The organism is Phyllobacterium trifolii, assembly GCF_014192095.1.
GTDB lineage: Bacteria > Pseudomonadota > Alphaproteobacteria > Rhizobiales > Rhizobiaceae > Phyllobacterium > Phyllobacterium trifolii.
On record NZ_JACHXN010000016.1, the window covers coordinates 19,386 to 40,957 of the forward strand.

At 55.7% G+C, this 21,572-nt stretch carries 24 protein-coding genes; 4 read left to right on the top strand and 20 right to left on the bottom strand.

Annotated features, from left to right (window positions below):
* The first annotated feature begins 15 nt into the window (after window positions 1–15).
* A complete protein-coding gene (locus FHS21_RS21095) occupies window positions 16–1,209 on the top strand; it encodes a bifunctional 2-C-methyl-D-erythritol 4-phosphate cytidylyltransferase/2-C-methyl-D-erythritol 2,4-cyclodiphosphate synthase (protein ID WP_112551195.1) in 1,194 nt (397 codons plus the stop codon).
* Complete coding sequence (locus FHS21_RS21100) at window positions 1,206–1,697, top strand: CinA family protein (protein ID WP_112551194.1); 492 nt, start codon at window positions 1,206–1,208, stop codon at window positions 1,695–1,697. The genes FHS21_RS21095 and FHS21_RS21100 overlap by 4 nt, the downstream gene beginning before the upstream one ends.
* Before the next feature lie 5 nt (window positions 1,698–1,702).
* On the opposite strand, the gene FHS21_RS21105 is transcribed toward FHS21_RS21100, so the two are convergent.
* The 20 genes from FHS21_RS21105 to tpiA all read right to left on the bottom strand — a co-directional run bounded on the left by FHS21_RS21105 (window position 1,703) and on the right by tpiA (window position 18,509).
* The gene (locus FHS21_RS21105; protein WP_112551193.1) at window positions 1,703–1,933 is read right to left on the bottom strand and encodes a hypothetical protein; all 231 of its coding nucleotides are present in this window, start codon (window positions 1,931–1,933) and stop codon (window positions 1,703–1,705) included.
* A gap of 76 nt (window positions 1,934–2,009) precedes the next feature.
* Window positions 2,010–2,462: a type II toxin-antitoxin system RatA family toxin gene (locus FHS21_RS21110; protein ID WP_112529215.1), complete on the bottom strand. Its 453-nt coding sequence runs from the start codon at window positions 2,460–2,462 to the stop codon at window positions 2,010–2,012.
* A 3-nt stretch (window positions 2,463–2,465) separates the two neighbouring features.
* Window positions 2,466–3,431: a lipoyl synthase gene (lipA, locus tag FHS21_RS21115; protein ID WP_112529217.1), complete on the bottom strand. Its 966-nt coding sequence runs from the start codon at window positions 3,429–3,431 to the stop codon at window positions 2,466–2,468.
* Window positions 3,432–3,441: 10 nt separating this feature from the next.
* Window positions 3,442–3,720: a GlsB/YeaQ/YmgE family stress response membrane protein gene (locus FHS21_RS21120; protein ID WP_112529219.1), complete on the bottom strand. Its 279-nt coding sequence runs from the start codon at window positions 3,718–3,720 to the stop codon at window positions 3,442–3,444.
* A 17-nt stretch (window positions 3,721–3,737) separates the two neighbouring features.
* Window positions 3,738–4,001 (bottom strand): hypothetical protein, encoded by a 264-nt coding sequence (locus FHS21_RS21125; protein ID WP_376772172.1) that lies wholly within the window; start codon window positions 3,999–4,001, stop codon window positions 3,738–3,740.
* 21 nt (window positions 4,002–4,022) lie between these two features.
* A complete protein-coding gene (lpdA, locus tag FHS21_RS21130) occupies window positions 4,023–5,468 on the bottom strand; it encodes a dihydrolipoyl dehydrogenase (RefSeq protein ID WP_112529221.1) in 1,446 nt (481 codons plus the stop codon).
* 17 nt (window positions 5,469–5,485) lie between these two features.
* Window positions 5,486–6,124 carry an SGNH/GDSL hydrolase family protein gene (locus tag FHS21_RS21135; protein ID WP_112529223.1) on the bottom strand — a complete coding sequence of 213 codons (639 nt, stop codon included), beginning with the start codon at window positions 6,122–6,124 and terminating at the stop codon, window positions 5,486–5,488.
* Window positions 6,125–6,132: 8 nt separating this feature from the next.
* Entirely contained in the window at window positions 6,133–7,497 is a 1,365-nt protein-coding gene (locus FHS21_RS21140; protein WP_112529225.1) for a pyruvate dehydrogenase complex dihydrolipoamide acetyltransferase, read from the bottom strand.
* A 15-nt stretch (window positions 7,498–7,512) separates the two neighbouring features.
* The gene (locus FHS21_RS21145; protein WP_112551192.1) at window positions 7,513–8,901 is read right to left on the bottom strand and encodes a pyruvate dehydrogenase complex E1 component subunit beta; all 1,389 of its coding nucleotides are present in this window, start codon (window positions 8,899–8,901) and stop codon (window positions 7,513–7,515) included.
* 13 nt (window positions 8,902–8,914) lie between these two features.
* Window positions 8,915–9,946 (bottom strand): pyruvate dehydrogenase (acetyl-transferring) E1 component subunit alpha, encoded by a 1,032-nt coding sequence (gene pdhA / locus FHS21_RS21150; protein ID WP_112529229.1) that lies wholly within the window; start codon window positions 9,944–9,946, stop codon window positions 8,915–8,917.
* Window positions 9,947–10,074: 128 nt separating this feature from the next.
* On the bottom strand, window positions 10,075–10,407 hold the full coding sequence (locus FHS21_RS21155) for an FtsB family cell division protein (protein ID WP_112529403.1): 333 nt from the start codon (window positions 10,405–10,407) through the stop codon (window positions 10,075–10,077).
* Between the two features lie 158 nt (window positions 10,408–10,565).
* Window positions 10,566–11,843 (bottom strand): phosphopyruvate hydratase, encoded by a 1,278-nt coding sequence (gene eno / locus FHS21_RS21160; RefSeq protein WP_112529231.1) that lies wholly within the window; start codon window positions 11,841–11,843, stop codon window positions 10,566–10,568.
* Between the two features lie 149 nt (window positions 11,844–11,992).
* The gene (locus FHS21_RS21165; RefSeq protein ID WP_112529233.1) at window positions 11,993–12,352 is read right to left on the bottom strand and encodes a PRC-barrel domain-containing protein; all 360 of its coding nucleotides are present in this window, start codon (window positions 12,350–12,352) and stop codon (window positions 11,993–11,995) included.
* A gap of 104 nt (window positions 12,353–12,456) precedes the next feature.
* Window positions 12,457–13,290: a 3-deoxy-8-phosphooctulonate synthase gene (kdsA, locus tag FHS21_RS21170; protein ID WP_112529235.1), complete on the bottom strand. Its 834-nt coding sequence runs from the start codon at window positions 13,288–13,290 to the stop codon at window positions 12,457–12,459.
* Complete coding sequence (locus tag FHS21_RS21175) at window positions 13,287–14,183, bottom strand: VOC family protein (protein ID WP_112551190.1); 897 nt, start codon at window positions 14,181–14,183, stop codon at window positions 13,287–13,289. The genes kdsA and FHS21_RS21175 overlap by 4 nt, the downstream gene beginning before the upstream one ends.
* A 24-nt stretch (window positions 14,184–14,207) precedes the next feature.
* Entirely contained in the window at window positions 14,208–15,836 is a 1,629-nt protein-coding gene (pyrG, locus tag FHS21_RS21180) for a CTP synthase (RefSeq protein WP_112529239.1), read from the bottom strand.
* Between the two features lie 146 nt (window positions 15,837–15,982).
* A complete protein-coding gene (locus FHS21_RS21185; RefSeq protein WP_112529241.1) occupies window positions 15,983–16,663 on the bottom strand; it encodes a L,D-transpeptidase in 681 nt (226 codons plus the stop codon).
* A 210-nt stretch (window positions 16,664–16,873) separates the two neighbouring features.
* Window positions 16,874–17,359, bottom strand: coding sequence for a preprotein translocase subunit SecG (gene secG, locus FHS21_RS21190; protein ID WP_112529243.1), 486 nt, complete (start codon window positions 17,357–17,359; stop codon window positions 16,874–16,876).
* Window positions 17,360–17,497: 138 nt separating this feature from the next.
* Window positions 17,498–17,644: a hypothetical protein gene (locus FHS21_RS21195; protein ID WP_162701907.1), complete on the bottom strand. Its 147-nt coding sequence runs from the start codon at window positions 17,642–17,644 to the stop codon at window positions 17,498–17,500.
* A gap of 100 nt (window positions 17,645–17,744) precedes the next feature.
* Window positions 17,745–18,509 (bottom strand): triose-phosphate isomerase, encoded by a 765-nt coding sequence (gene tpiA / locus FHS21_RS21200; protein WP_183663843.1) that lies wholly within the window; start codon window positions 18,507–18,509, stop codon window positions 17,745–17,747.
* 141 nt (window positions 18,510–18,650) lie between these two features.
* On the opposite strand from tpiA, the gene FHS21_RS21205 reads away from it, so the two are divergent.
* Together FHS21_RS21205 and trpD are read left to right on the top strand one after the other, a co-directional pair.
* A complete protein-coding gene (locus FHS21_RS21205; protein WP_183663845.1) occupies window positions 18,651–20,540 on the top strand; it encodes a SurA N-terminal domain-containing protein in 1,890 nt (629 codons plus the stop codon).
* A gap of 12 nt (window positions 20,541–20,552) precedes the next feature.
* Window positions 20,553–21,572, top strand: a complete 1,020-nt coding sequence (gene trpD / locus FHS21_RS21210; RefSeq protein WP_112529249.1) for an anthranilate phosphoribosyltransferase — start codon at window positions 20,553–20,555, stop codon at window positions 21,570–21,572.

The window sequence follows — 21,572 nt, forward strand, 5'->3', positions numbered from 1 at the left end:
TCTGACAATAAGGAAATGCGGGTAGCTGCGGTCATTGTAGCGGCCGGACGCGGTGAACGCGCAGGCCAAAGCGTTGAAGGACCAAAGCAATACCGCAAGATTGGCGGAGAGGCCGTTCTGGCGCACACGATGCGCGCATTTCTTGATTGCCCGTTGATCGACCATGTCGTGGTGGTAATCCACAAGGAAGACAGTGCACTGTTCGCCCTGGCTCTTGGAGATCATGCCGAACGAGTTACTGCTGTGATAGGTGGACCAACCCGCCAGGAATCGACACGTCTCGGGCTTCTGGCTCTAAAGGAGAAAACACCTGATCACGTGTTGATTCACGACGGTGTTCGCCCCTTTATTTCGGCAGATCTACTGGAGCGGGTCATTTTCAATCTGACCCCGCATATCGGGGTCCTGCCAGTCCTTGCCGTGTCGGATACGTTGAAAGCTGCCGGACCGGACGCGATGGTCAGCGCAACGGTACCGCGCGTGGGCCTCTATGCGGCGCAGACGCCGCAAGCGTTTCCCTATTTGCCGATCCTCGATGCGCATAACGCAGCATTTACAGCCGGCCGATCCGACTTCACCGACGATTCGGCCATCGCCGAATGGCATGGCCTGCCGGTGCGGATCGTTCAAGGATCAGTCGACAACACGAAATTGACCTGGGCAAAGGATATCGAAATGGCCGATGATCGCCTGTCGCAAAAGTATTCCGCATTTCCGGACGTGCGCACCGGGAACGGCTATGATGTACATGCTTTCGAACCAGGCAACGGTGTGATGCTTGCCGGCGTATTCATCGAACATGATCAAAAGCTGTCCGGGCACTCGGACGCCGACGTTGCCCTCCATGCTTTGACCGACGCCCTGCTCGCGACACGCGGCGCAGGCGACATCGGCACACATTTTCCGCCGTCCGATCCACAATGGAAGGGCGCTCCTTCGCATATCTTCGTGGAACATGCGGTAAAAATTGTCAGGGAGGCCGGCGGCCGGATTGCCAATGCGGATGTCACACTCATCTGCGAGGCCCCGAAAGTAGGGCCACACCGTGAGGCGATGACCGCAGCGTTGTCAAAAATGCTGGGAATTTCCGTGGATCGCATTTCTATCAAGGCCACGACCAACGAGAAACTCGGTTTCATCGGCCGCAAGGAAGGCATTGCAGCTATTGCGACGGCATCTGTCATATACCCGGGAGGGTTGCCGGAATGAGCGGGCTAATCGCGGAAGCCAAGGCAGTTGCAGTCCTTGAAGCCTGCCGTCGTCACGGCATTCTGCTGGCCACGGCTGAATCCTGCACCGGTGGTTTGATCGCAGCGTCGCTGACAGATATTGGTGGGTCCTCCGATGTCGTGGATCGAGGGTTCGTCACCTATTCCAACGAAGCCAAGCACGAGATGATTGGCGTCCCGGCCGAATTGATCGCCAAACACGGCGCAGTGTCTGAGGAAGTCGCTTTGGCCATGGCCTCGGGAGCCCTTGGCCATTCAAATGCCGGGATCGCCATCTCGGTTACGGGGATTGCAGGTCCCGGTGGCGGCTCCGACGCCAAGCCCATAGGACTTGTCTGGTTTGGGTTGGCCCTGAAAGACAAACCACCGGTCGCAGCGCGCCACCTGTTTGTTGATCACGGTCGCGCATCAATCCGCAATGCCGCCGTCAATGCTGCGCTTGATATGGTTTTGGGGGCGTTATTGTAAGACTTCTAGGCCGATGGCAATAACAGCATTACGGCGCCCACTGCAGCAACCACGAGGCCCGGCCAATTCGCTTTCAAGCCAAGAAAACGCAGACCGCGATGGCGCGGTTCAAGACCGGCGGACTCACCATTGGAAGAATGGGGTTCGCTCATCTGGCCTCGATAAACTGCAATTCCCGCCATATACAAAAGCCCACAAACAACGAATAGCGCACCGACCAGTTTGGTTGTTAACATCACAACCTCCTTGCGAATAACGTAACGGATAGCGTGCGGTTTCGTTCCTGCGATGCGGGCCGGGCAGCGTGGCGGTTCACTTGCCGTAGATTGAGTCCGCTCGTTTTTCAAAAGCTTCGGTGAATTTCCTGAAGGCTATGTCGAACATCGACCCCATGAGAAAGCCAAGCGTGCGGCTCTTGAATTCATAATCGATATAGAATTTCACTGCTGAATGTTCCGGATTTTCATCCGGGACGAATTGCCAGCGGTTATCGAGATAGCGGAATGGCCCATCTATATATTTGGTGATGATGACTTTTTCTTCCGGCTTCAAAAGAACCTGACTGGTGAACGTCTCGCGGATCAGCTTATAGCCAACAGTCATGTCGGCAATCAGCAACGTCTTGCCATGACTTTCCTTGCGTGAACGCACTTTCAGACTCTCGCACATCGGCAGAAACTGCGGATAAGTCTCAATATCGGCAACCAGATCAAACATCTGTTCGGCGCGATGCTTCACATGGCGGGTCGTTTCAAATTTCGGCATCGGTCACGCGCGGTTTGCGTGCAGCGCCTCGCGTGCAGCCTTCAGCCTGGCGAAATCTTCACCGGCATGATGCGATGAACGTGTTAGTGGGCTGGACGCAACCACCAGGAAGCCCTTGGTTTTGGCAATCGTTGCATAGGATTTGAATTCGTCCGGTGTTACATAGTTCAGCACGGCATGATGCTTGCGCGTTGGCTGCAGATACTGGCCGATCGTCATAAAATCCACATCCGCCGAGCGCAGATCATCCATCAGTTGCAGCACTTCGTTACGCTCTTCGCCAAGACCCACCATGATGCCGGATTTTGTAAAGATCGTCGGATCGAGCTCCTTCACCCGCTGCAACAGGCGGATCGAGTGGAAGTACCGCGCGCCCGGACGAACTTTGAGATAATTGGACGGAACGGTCTCAAGGTTGTGGTTGAAGACATCAGGACGGGCCGCCACGACAATTTCCAAAGCGCCTTCCTTGCGCAGGAAATCCGGCGTCAGAATCTCGATGGTCGTGCCGGGCGAAATACGGCGGATGGCATGGATCACATCGGCAAAATGCTGCGCACCGCCATCGGCTAGATCGTCACGATCGACCGAAGTGATGACCACATGCTGCAAGCCCATCTTCAAAACGGCCTTGCCGACATTCTCGGGCTCGTTTGGATCAAGCGCAGTTGGCAGACCGGTTGCGACGTTGCAGAACGCACAGGCACGGGTGCAGATCTCGCCCATGATCATGAAAGTTGCGTGCTTCTTGTCCCAGCACTCACCGATATTGGGGCAGCCGGCTTCTTCGCACACCGTGACGAGATTGTGCGAGCGCACGATATCACGTGTTTCCGAATAGCCTTTCGACACGGGAGCCTTGACTCTGATCCAGTCGGGTTTCTTCAGAATCTCCGAATCCGGGCGATGCGCCTTTTCGGGATGCCGAAGACGCCGCTTTTGATCGATCGTGTCGAGTACCGTTACCATTATAAAAGTCCTAGCTTGCGGGCCTGGCTTTGCCGAAAACCCACAGGATGAGAATTGCGCCAACTGTCGCAACGATCAGATTTCCAAAGAAACCGTAGAAATTGAAATCCAGCAGACCAGCCAGCGTACCACCAACGAAAGAACCGGCGATGCCGACAAGGATATTGGTTAAAAGGCCATGATTACGGTTCGTTGCCTTTTCTGCGATATACCCGGCTAGGAAGCCGATAAGCAGCATTCCAAAGAAACCGACACCGGGCATGCCCATAATACCAACTGGCTGATCCATATGCTTCTCTCCCCTCGCTAGCGCCCTGATGCAATGGCAATTGCGCGCAACACCAAGGCCCATATAGCACCGAAAAGAAAACCACCCAACCCGCATGCAAACGTAACAATCCAGACACCAAGCCAACCGCCGATTGCCGTTCCGTTAATGGATATGGTGTTGCCTGAAACCAGACTCAAGGCGGACGGCACAAACCCGAGCCCAAGGCCGATCAAGGTCGACCATTTGAGAATCGCCCATGAAAGGTTGATCCAGGGTCTGCTATCCTTGATGGTGACCAAGGGCCAAGTTTCCTTCGTTGTTTACGCGTTTAACACACGACCATAGGCATCCAGCACGCTTTCCTTCATCATTTCCGACAAAGTCGGGTGCGGGAAGACAGTGTGCATCAATTCTTCTTCGGTCGTTTCGAGGTTCATGGCGACGACGAAGCCCTGGATAAGCTCCGTGACTTCCGCACCGACCATGTGGGCGCCTATCAGCTGGCCGGTCTTCTTGTCGAAAATGGTCTTGACCAGACCTTGATCTTCGCCAAGCGCAATCGCCTTGCCGTTTGCGGCAAAAGGGAAACGCCCGACGCGAACCTCGCGGCCATTTTCCTTGGCCTTCGCTTCAGTAAGACCAACGGACGCAACCTGTGGCTGGCAATAGGTGCAGCCTGGAATCTTGTCCTTCTCGATGGGATGAACGCCCGGGAAGTTTGCAATCTTCTCGATACAGATCACACCTTCATGCTCGGCCTTATGCGCCAGCATCGGTGGTCCGGCAACATCACCAATGGCGTAAACGCCGGGCACGTTGGTCTTCCCGTAACCATCGATGACGACGCAACCACGATCGGTCTTTACGCCCAAAGTCTCGAGCCCGAGATTTTCAATATTACCCTGAACACCAACTGCGGAAATCAGTCGGTCCGCAGTGATCTTCTCTACCTTGCCGTCTTTGGTCTCGACATGCGCGGTGATTGAATTCGCGGCTTTCTCAACCTTCGTCACCTTGGCGTCGGTAATAATTTTCATACCCTGCTTTTCGAACTGCTTGCGAGCGATCCCGGAGATTTCGGCATCCTCCACAGGCATCACGGTCGACAGGAGTTCGACGACAGTCACCTCTGCGCCCATGGAACGGTAGAACGACGCGAATTCGATCCCGATCGCACCAGATCCCATGACCACGAGTGATTTCGGCATTTCCGGCGGCACCATGGCTTCGAAATAGGTCCAGATCAGCTTGCCGTCCGGCTCGATACCCGGCAGTGCGCGCGGGCGGGCGCCAGTGGCGAGAATGATATGCTTAGCCGAATAAGTACCTTCTCCCAAGGTGTTCTTCGGGAGTGGCGGTTGCGGCTCCATCGGCTTCTTCAAGGTCTTCGAGACAATGATCTCGCCCGGCTTCGACAGCTTGGCCTCTCCCCAGATCACGTCGACCCTGTTCTTCTTCATCAGGAATCCGACGCCGGCGTTGAGCCGGCCCGAAACACCGCGTGAACGCTGAACGACTGCTTTGACGTCGGCAGAAATTTTTCCCTCGATGGTCAAGCCGTAATCCTTGGCGTGCTGGCCATAATGAAAAATCTCTGCCGAGCGCAACAAGGCCTTGGTCGGGATACAACCCCAGTTCAGGCAGATGCCGCCAAGATGTTCACGCTCGACGATTGCGGTCTTGAAACCAAGCTGTGCGGAGCGGATGGCGGTAACGTAGCCGCCCGGGCCCGAACCAATGATGATCACGTCGTAATTATTGGCCAAGACCTTGGTCCTCCTGCTTAAAGCTCGAGTATATCTCGAACGATGGGTGCAATGGCTTTACCGATTGCCCGTGTATTCTCTGCATCAAGATGTACGCCATCTAATGGCGATGTTTTGGCGACCGAGCTCGCATCGAAAAACGCACAATCGGCAAGTTCAGCGGCATTCTTGTAAAAGGCAGCGAGCAGGCGTGACTGTTCGATGCCCTGTTCGAAAGTTCGTTGAAAATCCAGCTCGTCAATCGGCGTAAGCGCCGGCGGTGACATGATCAGAATCTGCGGTACCTTTGCGTTCATCTGATACGGCGCCGTGCGGACAATCTCGATCAAGCGCTGCATACCGCGTTTGGTCCCTTGTGCGTTGCCGCAAATGAAACTCTTCATGTCATTGCTACCGAGCATGATGATAACGAGATCGAGCGGAAAATGCGCGCCAAGTACTGTGGTCAGCGTCTTGGCGCCGTTGCGCTCGAAACCGGACAAATGGTCGTCAAAAGCCGTCGTGCGGCCATTCAAACCATCGGTAACGACATGAACACCGTTCCCGAGCTCAGTTTGAAGGACCTCCGGCCAGCGATCCCTTAGCGCATGGCGACCCGATCCATCGGGAATGTATCCCCAGGTCAGCGAGTCGCCATAGCAAAGGACCGTTTTCATGGTACCCCTCAGACCAGCATGCCCATCGGATTTTCGATATGGCGTTTGAACGCCTGGGCAAGCTCTGCACCCAAGGCGCCGTCAACGGCCCGGTGATCAGTCGACAGCGTCACGGACATAACGGTTGCAACCTTGATCTCGCCCTTCTTGACCACAGCTCGTTCTTCGCCCGCACCGATCGCAAGAATGGTTGCGTGGGGCGGGTTGATGATGGCCGCGAAATCCCTGACGCCAAACATGCCGAGATTGGAAACCGCCGTCGTTCCACCCTGATATTCCTCGGGCTTCAACTTGCGGTCGCGCGCGCGCTTGGCAAGATCCTTCATCTCATTTGAAATGGCGGAAAGCGTCTTTTCTTCGGCCTTGCGGATGATTGGCGTGATCAGGCCTCCGGGAATGGAGACAGCGACGCCAACATCCGAATGCTTGTGCTTGACCATATTGGCTTCCGTCCAGGAGACATTCGCCTCAGGAACATCGCGCAGCGCTAACGCCATAGCCTTGATGATCATGTCATTGACGGAGAGCTTGTAGGCTGGAACATCGCCCTTTTCTGTTTTGCGCATTGGCGAAGCGGCATTGATCTGCGCGCGAAGAGCCAAAAGCGCATCGAGCTCGCAATCCACCGTCAGGTAGAAATGTGGAACCGTCGACTTGGCTTCGAGCAGACGCTTGGCAATGGTCTTGCGCATGCCGTCATGCGGTACGAGTTCGTAAGAGCCTTGCTCGAACAGTTTGAGCACCGCATCGTCAGACATCGGCTTCGGTGCCGCCGGCGCTGCGGCGGTTGGCGCGGCTCCCGCAACGGAAGCAGCTTTGGCTCCACCACCGGAAATCGCCGCCTCAACGTCCTTCTTGATCACCCGGCCATGCGGGCCTGAACCTGTCACGGCGCCGAGATCAATACCTGCATCCTTGGCGATTCGCCGTGCAAGCGGCGACGAAAATGGACGATCACCGGTTTTGGCAGGTGCAGACGTTGCTGCCGGTGCCGGAGCAGCGGCCACCTGCGGTGCTTCAGCCTTCGGGGCTTCAGGCGCACCATCAGCCTTCTTCTTTTCTTTCGGTGCTTCCGCTTGGGCTGGTGCCGCTGCGTCACCGCCACCTTTGGCAGCTGCCGCGACGTCCTCGCCCTCGCCCGCCAGAATGGCGATCAGTGCGTTGACCTTGACGCCTTCTGTACCGGCAGGGACAACGATCTTGGCTACAGTGCCTTCGTCAACCGCTTCGACTTCCATTGTCGCCTTGTCGGTCTCGATTTCGGCGATGACATCACCGGACGTGACCTTATCCCCTTCCTTGACCAGCCATTTGGCAAGATTGCCTTCTTCCATCGTAGGAGAAAGCGCCGGCATGGTGATATTTATCGGCATATCGGGTTCCTCCCCTTAGGCGGTGTAGGTCACGGCTTTGACGGCGTCGATGATTTCCTGAACATTAGGCAAAGCCAGCTTTTCAAGGTTTGCCGCATAAGGCATCGGCACATCTTTGCCGGCGATTGTCAGGATCGGTGCATCGAGATAATCGAAGGCCTGCTGCATGACGCGGGTTGCGATTTCCGTTCCAACCGAAGACTGCGGGTAACCCTCTTCAATCGTGACGCAACGTCCCGTCTTCTTTACCGATTCAATGACTGTTGGAATGTCCATCGGCCGGATCGTCCGCAGATCGATGATTTCCGCATCGATTCCCATCTTCGCAAGCTCGGCTTCCGCCTTGACCGTGTAATTCATGCCGATGCCGAAGGAGACGAGCGTTACGTCCTTGCCCTTCTTGTGAATACGGGCCTTGCCGATCGGGAGAACGAAATCGTCAAGCTTCGGGACATCGAACGAGTGACCGTAAAGTATTTCATTTTCGAGGAAGATTACCGGATTTGGATCGCGGATGGCAGCCTTGAGCAGACCCTTCGCATCGGCAGCCGAATATGGCATCACGACCTTCAGACCAGGAATATGGCTGTACCAGGCGGCGTAGCATTGCGAGTGCTGGGCAGCGACGCGGGCGGCAGCGCCGCTTGGACCACGGAACACCATCGGTGCGCCCATCTGGCCGCCAGACATATAAAGTGTCTTGGCCGCGGAATTGATGATCTGGTCGATCGCCTGCATGGCGAAGTTGAAGGTCATAAATTCAACGATGGGACGCAAACCCGTCATCGCGGCACCAACACCAACGCCGGCGAAACCGTGTTCTGTGATTGGCGTATCAACAACGCGGCGCGGACCGAACTCGTCAAGCAGGCCCTGCGTGATCTTGTAGGCGCCCTGATATTCAGCGACTTCCTCGCCCATGATGAAGACGTTGGGGTCGCGGCGCATTTCTTCCGCCATCGCGTCGCGCAGCGCTTCGCGAACAGTGGTGGACACCATCTCGGTTCCCTCGGGGATATCCGGGTCAGCAGCCACTTCGGTCTTCGGCGCGGCAGGAACGGACGCAGCAGGCTTTTCCGCCACAGCTTCCTGTTTCGGCGCTTCTTCCGCAGGCGCTTCAGCATTGGCGGCCTTCGGCGCGCTTGCAGCATCGGCGCTTTCACCTTCACCAAGCAAAACAGCAATCACCGCATTGACTTTTACGTTGTCGGTGCCTTCCGGAACGAGGATCTTGCCAAGCGTTCCTTCATCGACAGCCTCGACTTCCATCGTCGCCTTGTCGGTCTCGATCTCCGCGAGCACATCACCGGAAGTAACCTTGTCGCCTTCTTTTTTTAGCCATTTTGACAGTTTGCCCTCTTCCATAGTTGGCGAGAGCGCGGGCATCAGAATTTCTACAGGCATGATAGCGCCTCCCTTAGAGCAGAATGTCGGTGTAAAGCTCGGATGGATCCGGCTCAGGATCGGACTGGGCGAAATCTGCGGCATCGGCCACGATATCGCGAACGTCCTTGTCGATCTTCTTCAGGTCGTCCTCAGTGGACCATCCGTTTTCGATCAACCGGTGTTTCACCTGCTCTATGGGATCATGGTCGGAGCGCATTTTCTGCACTTCGTCCTTGGAACGGTATTTGGCCGGATCCGACATGGAATGGCCACGATACCGGTAAGTCTGCATTTCAAGAATCATCGGCCCCTTGCCGGAGCGTGCCCAGGCTGCGGCCTCTTCACCTGCAGCATTGACCGCACGCACGTCCATACCGTCGACCTGAATTCCCGGAATATTGAATGAGATACCGCGCTTGGAAAAATCCGTCTCGGCCGAAGCGCGCAAAACCGATGTGCCCATTGCGTAACGATTGTTCTCGATGATGTAGATGACCGGCAGCTTCCACAGCGAAGCCATGTTGAAGCTTTCGTAAACCTGGCCCTGATTGGCAGCACCATCGCCAAAGTAAGCCAGCGAAACATTGCCGTTATCACGATAGCGATTGGCGAAGGCGAGACCGGTACCGAGCGAAACCTGAGCACCCACGATGCCGTGTCCGCCGTAAAAGTGTTTCTCCTTGGAGAACATGTGCATCGAGCCGCCCTTCCCCTTGGAAAGGCCGCCGCGCCGTCCTGTCAACTCCGCCATGACACCGCGCGGACTCATGCCGCAAGCCAGCATGTGGCCATGGTCGCGATAGCCGGTGATAACCTGATCACCTTCCTTCAGCGACATTTGCATGCCGGTGACGACAGCTTCCTGACCGATGTAGAGATGGCAGAAACCACCGATGAAACCCATACCGTAGAGCTGACCGGCCTTTTCTTCAAAGCGGCGGATGAGCAACATGTGCCGGTATGCTTCTAATTCTTGTTCCTTGGTAAACTGGATTGGTTTTGGTGCTTTAATAGCGGAGGTCTGCGCAGAACGCGCAGGGCTTTTTTTCGCCCTCGTGGCCATATCTCACTCCCTGTGAATTGGTCGCACGAGAATAGCAGCAGGGGCGGAACTTACAATATGCAGAATTGAATAAGTGCTATGCAAATAAGATGTTCAAAATACAGAGAAAAAGCGCTATTAACCAGAATTCAGTTAATAGCTAAATCGCCGGAGCCACGCATTATAGTGACTTCGTCCGGCCGAGATACATTCAACCCCTTGCGGGCCTGTTCGTCTAGCATATCCTTCTCGATCGTACCATCATGCATAAGTTGAACCTGGCGTTCAAGCTCGGAACGCGTTGCCTTGACGGCGTCGAGTTGCGCTTGCAGCAACTGGGTCTGCTCTTGAAGCTTGATAGTCGAATAGAGTCCGTACTCGCCATGGTATGCGTGAAAACCGAAATAGGCGAAAAACAGAGTGGAGAGCAACGGAACGATCAAGCGCCCCCGCTTGGTTTTTCTTCGCTGTTTTGTCCACATTTCCATAGACTCCCAAACCCAAGAATCAGGTCAGGATGGCCCGATTTATTACCGGTCCATAAGACAATGTTTTGCTTAACAGGCGATTACCAAGAGCGCAGGACAAAACGAAAATGGCGGGCATCGCGCCCGCCATTATGCTGCAGATCGACAGTTAATCAGGCGTTGCGGAAGATACCGCGCCCTGCATAACTTGCCTGCGGTCCCAACTCTTCCTCGATGCGGATGAGTTGGTTGTACTTCGCGACCCGGTCTGACCGGGCGAGCGAGCCGGTCTTGATCTGTCCGCAATTGGTTGCAACGGCGAGATCGGCGATCGTCGTATCTTCGGTTTCTCCCGAGCGATGCGACATAACCGCGGTGTAGGCAGCACGATGTGCTGTATCGACGGCGTCGAATGTTTCAGAAAGCGTGCCGATCTGGTTGACCTTGACGAGGATCGAGTTCGCGACGCCCATCTTGATGCCATCGCGCAGGCGGGCCGAATTGGTGACGAACAAATCATCGCCAACCAGCTGGCACTTGTTACCAACGAGCTCTGTCAGATATTTCCAGCCATCCCAATCGTCTTCAGCCATCCCGTCTTCGATGGTGATGATCGGATAATCGCCGACAAGCTTGGCAAGGTATTTCGCTTGGGTCTTCGGATCGCGCGATTTCTTCTCGCCCTCATAGACGTAGTTATCGTCCTTGAAGAATTCGGTCGAAGCACAATCGAGACCAAGCGCGATTTCTTCGCCTGGCTTGAAACCCGCCTTCTCGATCGACTCCATAATGAAATCGAGGGCGTGCTGCGCCGTCTTCAAATTCGGTGCGAAACCACCCTCGTCACCGACATTGGTGTTGTGGCCCGCATCCTTCAGGCGCTTCTTCAACGTGTGGAACACTTCCGAACCGTAACGAACTGCCTCGGCAAAGGTAGACGCGCCGACCGGCAAGATCATGAATTCCTGAAAGTCGATCGGATTGTCGGCATGTGCACCGCCGTTGATGATGTTCATCATCGGCACAGGCAATACATGGGCGCTCGGACCGCCGAGATAGCGATAGAGCGGCAGGCCCGACGCTTCAGCTGCGGCTTTGGCAACGGCAAGGGATACGCCAAGAATCGCGTTGGCCCCGAGACGGCTCTTGTTCGGCGTACCATCGAGGTCGATCATAGTCTGATCGATGTGGATCTGGTTTTCCGCTTCCATGCCGCCAATAGCATCGAACAACTCACCATTGACCGCGTCGACAGCCTTTTCAACACCCTTGCCGAGATAGCGGGTACCACCGTCGCGCAATTCGACTGCTTCGTGCGCGCCGGTCGAGGCACCTGAGGGGACGGCGGCGCGGCCCATGGAACCGTCTTCGAGAACGACATCGACCTCAACAGTCGGGTTCCCGCGGCTGTCCAGAATCTCGCGGCCAATAATATCGACAATAGCAGTCATGGAGTATTCCCTTTCAATGAGCATTGAGCCTTGGGCTGGCCACTGAATAGCGAATGAACATGACAAGGAAAATCCCCACGAAGACGAATTGTGGATCAAAACAGAAAAAAGGCCGTCGATGACGGCCTCAATCCATGATGTAGCGCCTGTTAAGCCGCTACGTCATCGTAATACGAGAATGATCTGTCGCGAACCTGCAGACCGTCATTCTCTGTCAGTTCGGTTATGCCATGAGCTGGCGCTTGTTCCAACTGTTCCTTGGTGAATGGCACAACGTACCCGCCCGTTGCTTCATCGAAGTCTAGAAGCTTCCACGGCACGGCATGATATTTCTCGCCAATTCCAAGGAAGCCGCCAAAACCGACGACCGCGAACATGATGCCGTCCGTGGTCTTGTCGAGCATAACATCTTCGATTTCACCGATCTTGTCGCCGCCGCTATTGTACACGTTCGTACCAATAACGCGCGACGCACGAATAGCTTTCGTATGTCCTGAACTAGTCGGCATTTGCTCTTCTCCTCTTTTGCTTCACCTTTGAGGATAATGAGCAAGCCCGCATCACGGTTGCATCAAAACTTAATTTTCTGCGAAGGAACTTTTTGGCCGCAGGCTCAAGCCTTCTTGGCAATCCGGTCGAATTCCAGAAGCTTTTCGAGAAGCCGCGGCATCTGGTCGAGTGGCACCATATTCGGGCCATCCGACGGCGCATTGTCCGGATCCTGATGCGTTTCGATGAATACACCTGCAACACCGACAGCCACAGCTGCGCGCGCCAACGTTTCGACAAACTCGCGCTGACCGCCTGTTGAGCCACCCTGCCCGCCCGGCTGCTGCACCGAATGGGTTGCATCGAAAATTACCGGGGCCCCGAAACCTGCCATGATGGGCAGGGAGCGCATGTCGGAGACAAGCGTGTTATAGCCAAACGAAGCGCCGCGCTCAGTGACCATCACGTTCGGATTGCCGCTTTCTGTGACCTTGGCAATGACATTCTTCATATCCCAAGGCGCGAGGAACTGGCCTTTCTTTATATTGACGATCTTGCCGGTGTTGGCAGCCGCGACCAAAAGATCGGTCTGCCGGCAAAGGAAAGCCGGTATTTGCAGGACATCGACCACTTGGCCAAGGATAATACATTGCTCTTCCGTGTGGACGTCAGTCAATGTTGGCAGACCGAGCTCACTCCGGATATCGGCGAATACCGGCAACGAGTTCTCCAGTCCGAATCCACGCTTCCCCGTCAACGAGGTGCGGTTCGCTTTGTCAAAGCTCGACTTGTAGACAAGACCGATCCCGAGTTTTCCTGTCAGTTCCTTCAGCGCACCGGCCATGTCGAATGCGTGTTGACGGCTTTCCATCTGGCAAGGCCCAGCGATGAGTGACAACTGGCCAGTGTTGGAAAATGCAACATTGCCGGCGGAAACCGTAGAATTCAGGGACATCAGGAAGCCTCAAATGCGATGGCAGCACCCTGTCCTGGTGCCTTGTGCACAATCAGGCGGGAGCCGCGCTTTTCGAAAGGAATATTGTTGCTGGTCAGCAAAGTTTCAACCGCAGCGAGGTCACGCACTGCCAGCACGAAGGCCTGAAGCCGCAAACCACGCTCGGTTTCAGAAACCTCGATACCGAGGAACGATCGCAAGCCCTGGGGTGTCAACACTGTCACGTTGGCGTTCGCGGCACGCAGATCCATACCGAATGAGTGCGCATTGACGTCGCGCTGGCTGATGATCTCCTGCAGTGGATACTGGAAATCCGTCGGATTGACTTCGGACAGGATGACATCGCGTAGTGCAACCGCGCCGTTCTGGTGCATCTGCAGCGATGTGCGATCAACCTTGGGCGTGTTCACCCGCTCGCAAGTGAAGAAGAAAGCGTCTGGCGCGCGCAAATCAGCCGCAAAAGCCAAGCGGAATCCCGCCACATCCGATTTCCCGTCCGGCGTTACGAACGGACGCGAGAAATTGAGGATATCGCCGGCGGAAATGCCCGCTTTGACGAAAGCCTTATGATCACCAATTGTGTCATGCGTACCCATGACAAGAGCAGAAAAGCCTTCATTGCCATTGCGGAACCGCCAAGCCTGATCGCGGGCGACAAAGACATTGCCGTTCCGCGCCTCTTCCTCGCACGTCTCACGCTGGCCGACTGCCAGAAATTCGAGAAAGCAGTCATCGCCGAAGAAAACGCAGACATTTTCGGTGCCAAATGGGTGCTTCCCGACGGGCGCTACGATGAAGCCCAGCTGTTCTAGACGGGCGCGCGCGACTTCAAGATCAGCGGTCGGCAGAACCAGATGATCGATAGGACGCGGGGTGCGGGGAGATGAAATGGTCATGTCAAATCGCCCCAACTATTTTTGTCACACTAGCCGGTTCTGCGCCATTGCCGCATTGATGAACGAAGCAAACAGCGGATGCGGTTCGAACGGGCGAGACTTCAATTCCGGGTGGTATTGAACGCCGATAAACCAAGGATGGTCGGGATATTCGATCGTTTCGGGCAATACGCCATCCGGCGACATGCCAGAGAACACGAGGCCGCACTCTTCCAGGCGATCCTTATAATCGATGTTTACTTCGTAGCGATGACGGTGACGTTCCGAAATATCGGTCGACCCGTAAATATCAGCGATGCGCGTACCGGATTTAAGCAAGGCTTCGTAGGCACCAAGCCGCATCGTTCCGCCGAGATCACCGGTCTGCGCACGCTTCTCCAGCATGTTCCCTTTGAGCCACTCCGTCATCAGACCGACAACAGGTTCGCTGGTCGGACCGAATTCACTTGAAGACGCTTTCTCGACGCCTGCCAGAGATCTGGCCGCTTCGATCACCGCCATCTGCATGCCAAAGCAAATACCGAAATACGGCACCTTCTTCTCCCGTGCAAATTTCGCTGCCAGAATCTTTCCTTCTGAGCCGCGTTCGCCGAAGCCGCCGGGCACCAGAATGCCATGCACCTTTTGCAGATAAGGAGCCGGGTCTTCCTGCTCGAAAATTTCCGATTCAATCCAGTCGAGATTGACCTTTACCTTATTGGCCATGCCGCCATGGTGAAGCGCTTCGATCAGCGACTTATAGGCATCCTTGAGACCCGTATATTTGCCGACGATGGCAATCGTCACTTCGCCTTCCGGATTGTGAATACGCTGGCTGACCTCGTCCCAACGCTCCATGCGCGGCTTTGGGGCTGGATCGATGCCGAACGCGGCAAGGACTTCAGAATCAAGGCCTTCCTTGTGGTAAGCCATCGGCACGTCGTAGATCGTATCTACATCAAGCGCCTGGATGACGGCAGATGCGCGCACATTGCAGAACAGCGACAGTTTGCGACGTTCTGATTCCGGAATCTCGCGATCAGCACGAATCAAAAGGATATCCGGCGCTATGCCGATTGACCGTAGTTCCTTGACTGAGTGCTGCGTCGGCTTGGTCTTGAGTTCCCCTGCTGCCGGAATATACGGCATCAAGGTCAGGTGAATATAAACAGCGGTGCCTCGCGGCAAATCATTGCCAAGCTGGCGAATAGCCTCAAGAAACGGCATCGCTTCGATATCGCCGACCGTACCGCCAATCTCGCACAAGACGAAATCATAGTCCTCATTGCCTTCGACAATGAAATTCTTGATCTCGTCGGTAACGTGCGGGATCACCTGAACAGTCGCGCCGAGGTAGTCTCCGCGGCGTTCCTTCTCGATGATGTTCCGGTAGATCCGTCCAGTGGTGATATTGTCCTGTTTGTTGGCAGGACGCCCGGTGAAGCGCTCATAGTGACCAAGGTCGAGGTCAGTTTCAGCGCCGTCATCGGTCACGAAGACCTCGCCATGCTGGTATGGCGACATCGTGCCGGGGTCGACGTTGAGATAGGGATCGAGCTTGCGAATCCGTACACGGTATCCACGAGCCTGGAGGAGTGCCGCCAAAGCGGCAGCAGCGATGCCTTTTCCGAGGGAAGAAACCACGCCGCCAGTGATGAAAACATATCGGGCCATGGGCTTATCTCGTTAGTCCTTTGCAAGTGATTTGGCCACAAAAAAATTCGGCCCGAAAGCCGTTTTCCCCGTCCCAATCATTTTCCATTCCAAACGAAACGGCCAGACGCGAGGTCTGGCCGTTCCAATAAATTCAACAATAGTTCTTACAGAACAATAACTTCCGTGCCAATGCTGACGCGGTTGTAAAGATCGATCACATGGTCATTGACCATACGGAAGCAACCGTTCGATGCGGAACTTCCAATGCTCGACGGCACGATCGTTCCATGAATGCGGATATGCGTGTCCTTGTTGCCCTGCGACAGGTATAGTGCGCGCGCGCCGAGCGGATTGCCTGGGCCGCCATCCATGCCGTTTTCATATTTGGCGTAGTGGGCAGGTTCACGTTCGATCATCTCTTTGGTCGGAATCCATCGTGGCCATTCACGTTTCGTCTGGACCACGGCTGTGCCTTTGAATTCAAGGCCCTCCTTGCCGACTGCAATACCGTAGCGGCGAGCCGTGTACGAGCTTTCGACGAGGTAGAGGAACTTTGCCTTCGGATCGATCACGATCGTGCCCGGCTTGTAGCCCGTGAACTCGACGTCCTGCGGCATGAATTTCGGGTCGATCCCGTATTTGTTCTTGGCTTTGGCAGGTTGCACCGGCTTGCGAACTTCGGCGACCTCGATCGGCTGGGCTGCCGCTTGGGCATCAGCGTCGGCCTTGTCATTGCCGCCAAGCCCGAATGGATTCAGAATTTTTTTGATAATTGGTTCTGCGGATGCCGGGCCCGACAAGGCCAGGAGCGACATTCCTATAAGCAGAGAGCGACGTGACAGCATAGTTTAAAGTTCCCGCGTAGATTGCAAAACGCCATCAGCAGCGTTTGCGAGGCCCCAAGGCCAATCTGATATCGCGATATCCGAAGACCAGTTTCTTCTCAATGCAAATCGCTGTGAAGAATACCACAGATTCATTGTTCGCATCAAAAGGTTGCGGAAGCGCAACACATTTCCCGCGCTTCCGTCAATCAAACGATTTAGCGGTCCGAATTACTGCGAATTCGGGACCGGATTTGCCGGTTGTGCGGGCGTAACCGGAGCTTTCGGCGCAGGTAGCGTCGATTCGGGCGCAGCCGGTGCAGTGGTGCTTGGCGCTGCCGAACCTGGGGCTGGCTCATTGGAGGCAGGCGGCGTCGCATTATTGGACGAAGGGCCACCCAGCTGGTTGAGAATGCCACCACTCGTCGGAGGCTGCTGGCCTGCGGGCTGAGTACCAGTGGTCGTGGGGATACGGTTGAGAATGTCAGTCGGATTTTCACCGTAGCGGGCCATAATGCCGAGCGCCAAAGACGTAATAAAGAAACCCGTTGCAAGGATCGCCGTCGCCCGTGTCAGCACGTTTGCAGCACCTCGAGCCGTCATGAAGCCGGAGCCACCACCAATTCCAAGACCGCCACCCTCGGAGCGCTGCATGAGCACGACCCCAACAAGGGCAAGTACAATCAGAAGATGAATGACGATGACGACGGTTTGCATGGGGTATTTTCTGCTTTCTAGGTGTCGGACGCGGCTCTTTACACCGTATCGGCCATTAGAGCAACGGATGTTTGAATAGGGTCAGTTCTGTTTCTCGGATGGCGAGGCAACCCACGCGGAAGGTGGCGAGGCCGATGTTTATCCATCGTCCGACGCCGCCTGACAAAGTGGTTGGCCGCAAGCCGGAAACCCGAAGAACCGGGTGAATTCGGGCCAAATCCTTCGAGCTTCGGCATCGTCCGATGGAAAGGCATCGGCCTCGCCAAACCCCTTGACCTTGTCCACGAATTCCCTCCGGCAGAACGGCCCCATTCAAGCATCCGTTGCTCTCAACCAAGCCCGTCAGGTGACAGTTTTCTTGCGCTTTTCGCGGTTTTTCCGTCACTCAAAGGGAATGATAAGCCTCACAGATGGCGAGGAAGTCCGCTGCTTTCAAGCTTGCGCCACCAACAAGTGCGCCGTCGACATTTTCGACCCCCAGAAGCTCCACGGCGTTGCCTGGCTTCACTGATCCACCATAGAGGATACGCATCCTATCACCTTCACCACCGAAACGCGTACTCAACGCCGAACGGATAAAGGTATGCACTTCCTGTACATCCGTGGCGGTCGGTGTCAGACCCGTTCCGATGGCCCATACGGGTTCATAGGCTATAATGCTGTTGCCGGCGTTGGCACCATCAGGAACCGAACCCGAAAGTTGTTTAGCAACCACGTCGAGTGTAGCGCCTGCCTGGCGCTGCGCTCCTGTCTCGCCAATGCAGATGATCGCCACAAGACCCGCTTCCCAGGCTCCCCTCGCCTTTGCGTTGACCATATCGTCAGTTTCGCCATGGTCCGCCCGGCGTTCGGAATGTCCAACAATGACATGGGATGCGCCGGCGTCTTTCAGCATGTCCGCCGAGATATCGCCTGTATGCGGGCCTGACTTCTGCGTATGGCAGTCTTGCCCCCCTATGCTCAAGGCTTCACCCTCGACGGACTGGGCAGCACGGAAGACAAGCGTTGCGGGCACACAGATCAACGCGTCGATCTTCTCGCCAATCGCGGAATTCGGCCTGTTGACGATGATACGCAGTTCCTCGAGCGACTCTCCGGTACCATTCATTTTCCAGTTACCAGCAACGAGCGGACGGACATCTGGGGTCATTGAGCGTTCCTTATGCGATTGTTTTGGCAATTTCTCAGTCTGACTAGCAAATTCACTCGATAAAGCAATCGACACAAGCCTTCCATGACGCTATTCCCCTATGGATTCAAATAAGCCTCTTGACTGATACGGTGACTTTTAATGCTCGACTCTCTCCGCAATGTTGCACAAACCTGGGTGGCAAAAGTGCTCATGGGCCTTCTCGTGGTTAGCTTTGCCGGATGGGGTGTTTCCAGCACGATCCTCGGCGCAATAAGCGGCAGTGCAGCCATTCGCGCCGGGCATTCCGAAGTGTCGCCGGTCGATTACCGCTTGGCCTACGACCGCCAACTGGCTGCACTATCGCAGCGCTTCGGTCAGCGCCTCACGCGCGAGCAGGCGGATGCCATCGGAATTGGTCATCAGGTGCAGGGGCAATTGGTTGCCGGCGTGGTTCTCGACGAACAGGCGCGTACCATGTCGCTCGGCCTGTCAAAGGATCGCCTGGCACAGCTCGCCGCTGAAGATCCGGCATTCCAGGGCGCCGATGGCCGCTTCAATCCAGCGCAGTTCGATATGGTCCTTCGCAATGCTGGTATGAGCCCGCAGAGCTATCTCGACAACCGTGCACAGGTCGCACGCCGTCAGCAGATCGTCGAAGCCGTTGCCGATGGCGTCAAGGCGCCTGACACCCTTCTTAAAGCGGTTGCTCTTTACAAGGGCGAGTCACGCACGATCGATTACGTCGCCATGCCGAAGAGCTTCGTGAGCGATATTGCCGATCCCAGCGATGCGGATTTGAAGACATATTTCGATGCAAACAAGGAAGTTTACGGCGCGCCGCAATACCGCAAGGTAAGCTATGTCAAGCTTGAGCCGAAGGATATCGCCAATCCGGCTTTGGTAACACCCGAAGAGATCAAGACTGAATATGACAAGAACATTGCGCGCTATTCGACGCCGGAAACGCGCACTATCGAACAGTTGACGTTTGCAAATGAAGATGCAGCAAAAGCCGCACATGACAAGATCGTGGCCGGGACCAGCTTCGACGATATCGTCAAGTCGGAAGGCAAAACGATGGATGACGTTCGTCTCGGTACATTCCCGAAAACCGGCCTGCCCGACCAATCGATTGCCGATCCGATCTTTGCGCTTCAGGCAAACGGTGTTAGCGACGTCTTGAAGGGGGCATTTGGGCCGGTTCTCGTTCGCGTATCGGCTATCAACCCGGAAGTCACCAAGCCCCTCACCGAAGTCGAGAAGGATATTCGTGAGACCATAGCTTTGACACAGGCAGCGTCCGCGATCGCGGATGTGCATGATGGCTATGAGAATGCGCGGGCTGACGGCGCGAGCATGGCAGAGGCCGCAGCAAAGCAGAACCTGAAGGTCGTAACGATTGACGCAGTTGACGCCAGTGGCCATGGTGCGGATGAGAAGGAAATTGCTAATCTGCCGTTCGATGAGAACCAGTTGGCAGCAGTCTTCCAGGCAGACGTCGGTTTCGACAACGAACCCTTCAATCTCGGCACGAATAGCTATCTCTGGTATGACGTCGACAGTGTAACGCCTGCCCGCGAGCGCCCGCTCGATGAAGTAAAGCCGCGCGTTGTCGCTGCATGGAAGGCGGCTGAAGCCGAAAAGCGCCTCAACGAGAAAGCCGAGGAGGTGCGCAAGCGCGTCGCCGGCGGCACATCGCTCGACGATATCGCGGCCGAATTCAAATTCACCAAGGATACGAAACGCCGCATCACGCGTCAGAGCAAGGATACCGATCTCGGTGAAGGCGGCGTTGCATCGGTCTTTGATGGTCCGGAAGGGCTTGTTGGTGTAACGGAATCGGCGTCCGACGGCTCGAAACTCATCTTCAAGGTCGCAGAGTCGATCGAACCGGCGAATGTCGGACCGGAAACCCTGACGACCGTGGAGCGAGATGCGTTCGGTTCGCGCATTGCCGACGATCTGCTCGACCAGCTCGTTGCACAATTGCAGACTGTATATCCAGTTTCCATCAACCAAACCGTCATCAATCAGGCACTTGCACGTTAGGTCAGACAGAAAATGGCTGAATTAAAGCGTTTCATCGGCATAGCGGCTACAGGCAAGGCGCTCTCGCAGGAGGAAGCCGTCGAGGCCTTCGACATCATGATGTCGGGACAGGCAACGCCGGCGCAAATCGGTGCCCTGTTGATGGCGCTACGGGTGCGTGGCGAGAACATCGACGAGATAAGTGGCGCTGTCTCTGCCATGCGCTCCAAGATGCTGAAGGTGAATACCTCTTCGAATGCCATCGATATTGTCGGAACAGGCGGCGATCAGTCGGGCTCCTACAACGTGTCCACCTGCGCCGCATTCGTTGCCGCCGGTGCTGGTGTCCCCGTCGCCAAGCACGGCAATCGTGCCTTGTCATCACGTTCCGGCGCGGCCGATACACTTGCTGCTCTTGGCATCAACATCGAAATTGGCCCTGAACTGATTGCCACCTGCATTGAACAGGCCGGGATCGGCTTCATGTTCGCGCCCATGCATCATCCCGCCATGAAACATGTTGGCCCGGCGCGCGTCGAACTCGGCACACGCACCATCTTCAATCTGCTTGGCCCTTTGACCAATCCGGCAGGCGTCAAACGTCAACTTGTCGGCGTGTTCGCGCCTGAATGGGTCGAGCCCATAGCGCATGTTCTGAAAAACCTCGGATCCGAAGCCGTATGGGTCGTGCATGGCGATGGTCTGGACGAGATCACCACAGCCGGCGTGACCAAGGTGGCGGCGCTGGAAAACGGAAAAGTTCGCACTTTCGAGATCGATCCGGAATCCTTTGGTCTGCGGCTGGTGGATCCGCAGGATTTGAAGGGTGGTACGGCCGATGAAAATGCAGTGTCACTCCTTTCGGTACTGGATGGGGCGCACGGCGCTTACCGCGATATTACCCTGTTCAATGCCGGTGCAGGGCTTGTAATTGCCGGTGTGGCGGCCGATCTCAAGATTGGCATAGAAATGGCTGCACATTCGATTGACAGCGGTGCTGCGCGAAATGTGCTTAAAAAGCTGGTTCACGTTTCCAATAGCGAGGCGCTTTGA

What these genes read in the sequence shown, in the direction of transcription:
- pdhA (WP_112529229.1), bottom strand. Translation starts at nt 9,946, where the DNA reads ATGGCCACGAGGGCGAAAAAAAGCCCTGCGCGTTCTGCGCAGACCTCC.
- FHS21_RS21155 (WP_112529403.1), bottom strand. Translation starts at nt 10,407, where the DNA reads ATGTGGACAAAACAGCGAAGAAAAACCAAGCGGGGGCGCTTGATCGTT.
- tpiA (WP_183663843.1), bottom strand. Translation starts at nt 18,509, where the DNA reads ATGACCCCAGATGTCCGTCCGCTCGTTGCTGGTAACTGGAAAATGAAT.
- FHS21_RS21120 (WP_112529219.1), bottom strand. Translation starts at nt 3,720, where the DNA reads ATGGATCAGCCAGTTGGTATTATGGGCATGCCCGGTGTCGGTTTCTTT.
- FHS21_RS21165 (WP_112529233.1), bottom strand. Translation starts at nt 12,352, where the DNA reads ATGCCGACTAGTTCAGGACATACGAAAGCTATTCGTGCGTCGCGCGTT.
- FHS21_RS21100 (WP_112551194.1), top strand. Translation starts at nt 1,206, where the DNA reads ATGAGCGGGCTAATCGCGGAAGCCAAGGCAGTTGCAGTCCTTGAAGCC.
- pyrG (WP_112529239.1), bottom strand. Translation starts at nt 15,836, where the DNA reads ATGGCCCGATATGTTTTCATCACTGGCGGCGTGGTTTCTTCCCTCGGA.
- lipA (WP_112529217.1), bottom strand. Translation starts at nt 3,431, where the DNA reads ATGGTAACGGTACTCGACACGATCGATCAAAAGCGGCGTCTTCGGCAT.
- FHS21_RS21105 (WP_112551193.1), bottom strand. Translation starts at nt 1,933, where the DNA reads ATGTTAACAACCAAACTGGTCGGTGCGCTATTCGTTGTTTGTGGGCTT.
- FHS21_RS21135 (WP_112529223.1), bottom strand. Translation starts at nt 6,124, where the DNA reads ATGAAAACGGTCCTTTGCTATGGCGACTCGCTGACCTGGGGATACATT.
- FHS21_RS21095 (WP_112551195.1), top strand. Translation starts at nt 16, where the DNA reads ATGCGGGTAGCTGCGGTCATTGTAGCGGCCGGACGCGGTGAACGCGCA.
- trpD (WP_112529249.1), top strand. Translation starts at nt 20,553, where the DNA reads ATGGCTGAATTAAAGCGTTTCATCGGCATAGCGGCTACAGGCAAGGCG.
- FHS21_RS21175 (WP_112551190.1), bottom strand. Translation starts at nt 14,183, where the DNA reads ATGACCATTTCATCTCCCCGCACCCCGCGTCCTATCGATCATCTGGTT.
- FHS21_RS21110 (WP_112529215.1), bottom strand. Translation starts at nt 2,462, where the DNA reads ATGCCGAAATTTGAAACGACCCGCCATGTGAAGCATCGCGCCGAACAG.
- FHS21_RS21145 (WP_112551192.1), bottom strand. Translation starts at nt 8,901, where the DNA reads ATGCCTGTAGAAATTCTGATGCCCGCGCTCTCGCCAACTATGGAAGAG.
- FHS21_RS21185 (WP_112529241.1), bottom strand. Translation starts at nt 16,663, where the DNA reads ATGCTGTCACGTCGCTCTCTGCTTATAGGAATGTCGCTCCTGGCCTTG.
- FHS21_RS21205 (WP_183663845.1), top strand. Translation starts at nt 18,651, where the DNA reads ATGCTCGACTCTCTCCGCAATGTTGCACAAACCTGGGTGGCAAAAGTG.
- secG (WP_112529243.1), bottom strand. Translation starts at nt 17,359, where the DNA reads ATGCAAACCGTCGTCATCGTCATTCATCTTCTGATTGTACTTGCCCTT.
- eno (WP_112529231.1), bottom strand. Translation starts at nt 11,843, where the DNA reads ATGACTGCTATTGTCGATATTATTGGCCGCGAGATTCTGGACAGCCGC.
- FHS21_RS21140 (WP_112529225.1), bottom strand. Translation starts at nt 7,497, where the DNA reads ATGCCGATAAATATCACCATGCCGGCGCTTTCTCCTACGATGGAAGAA.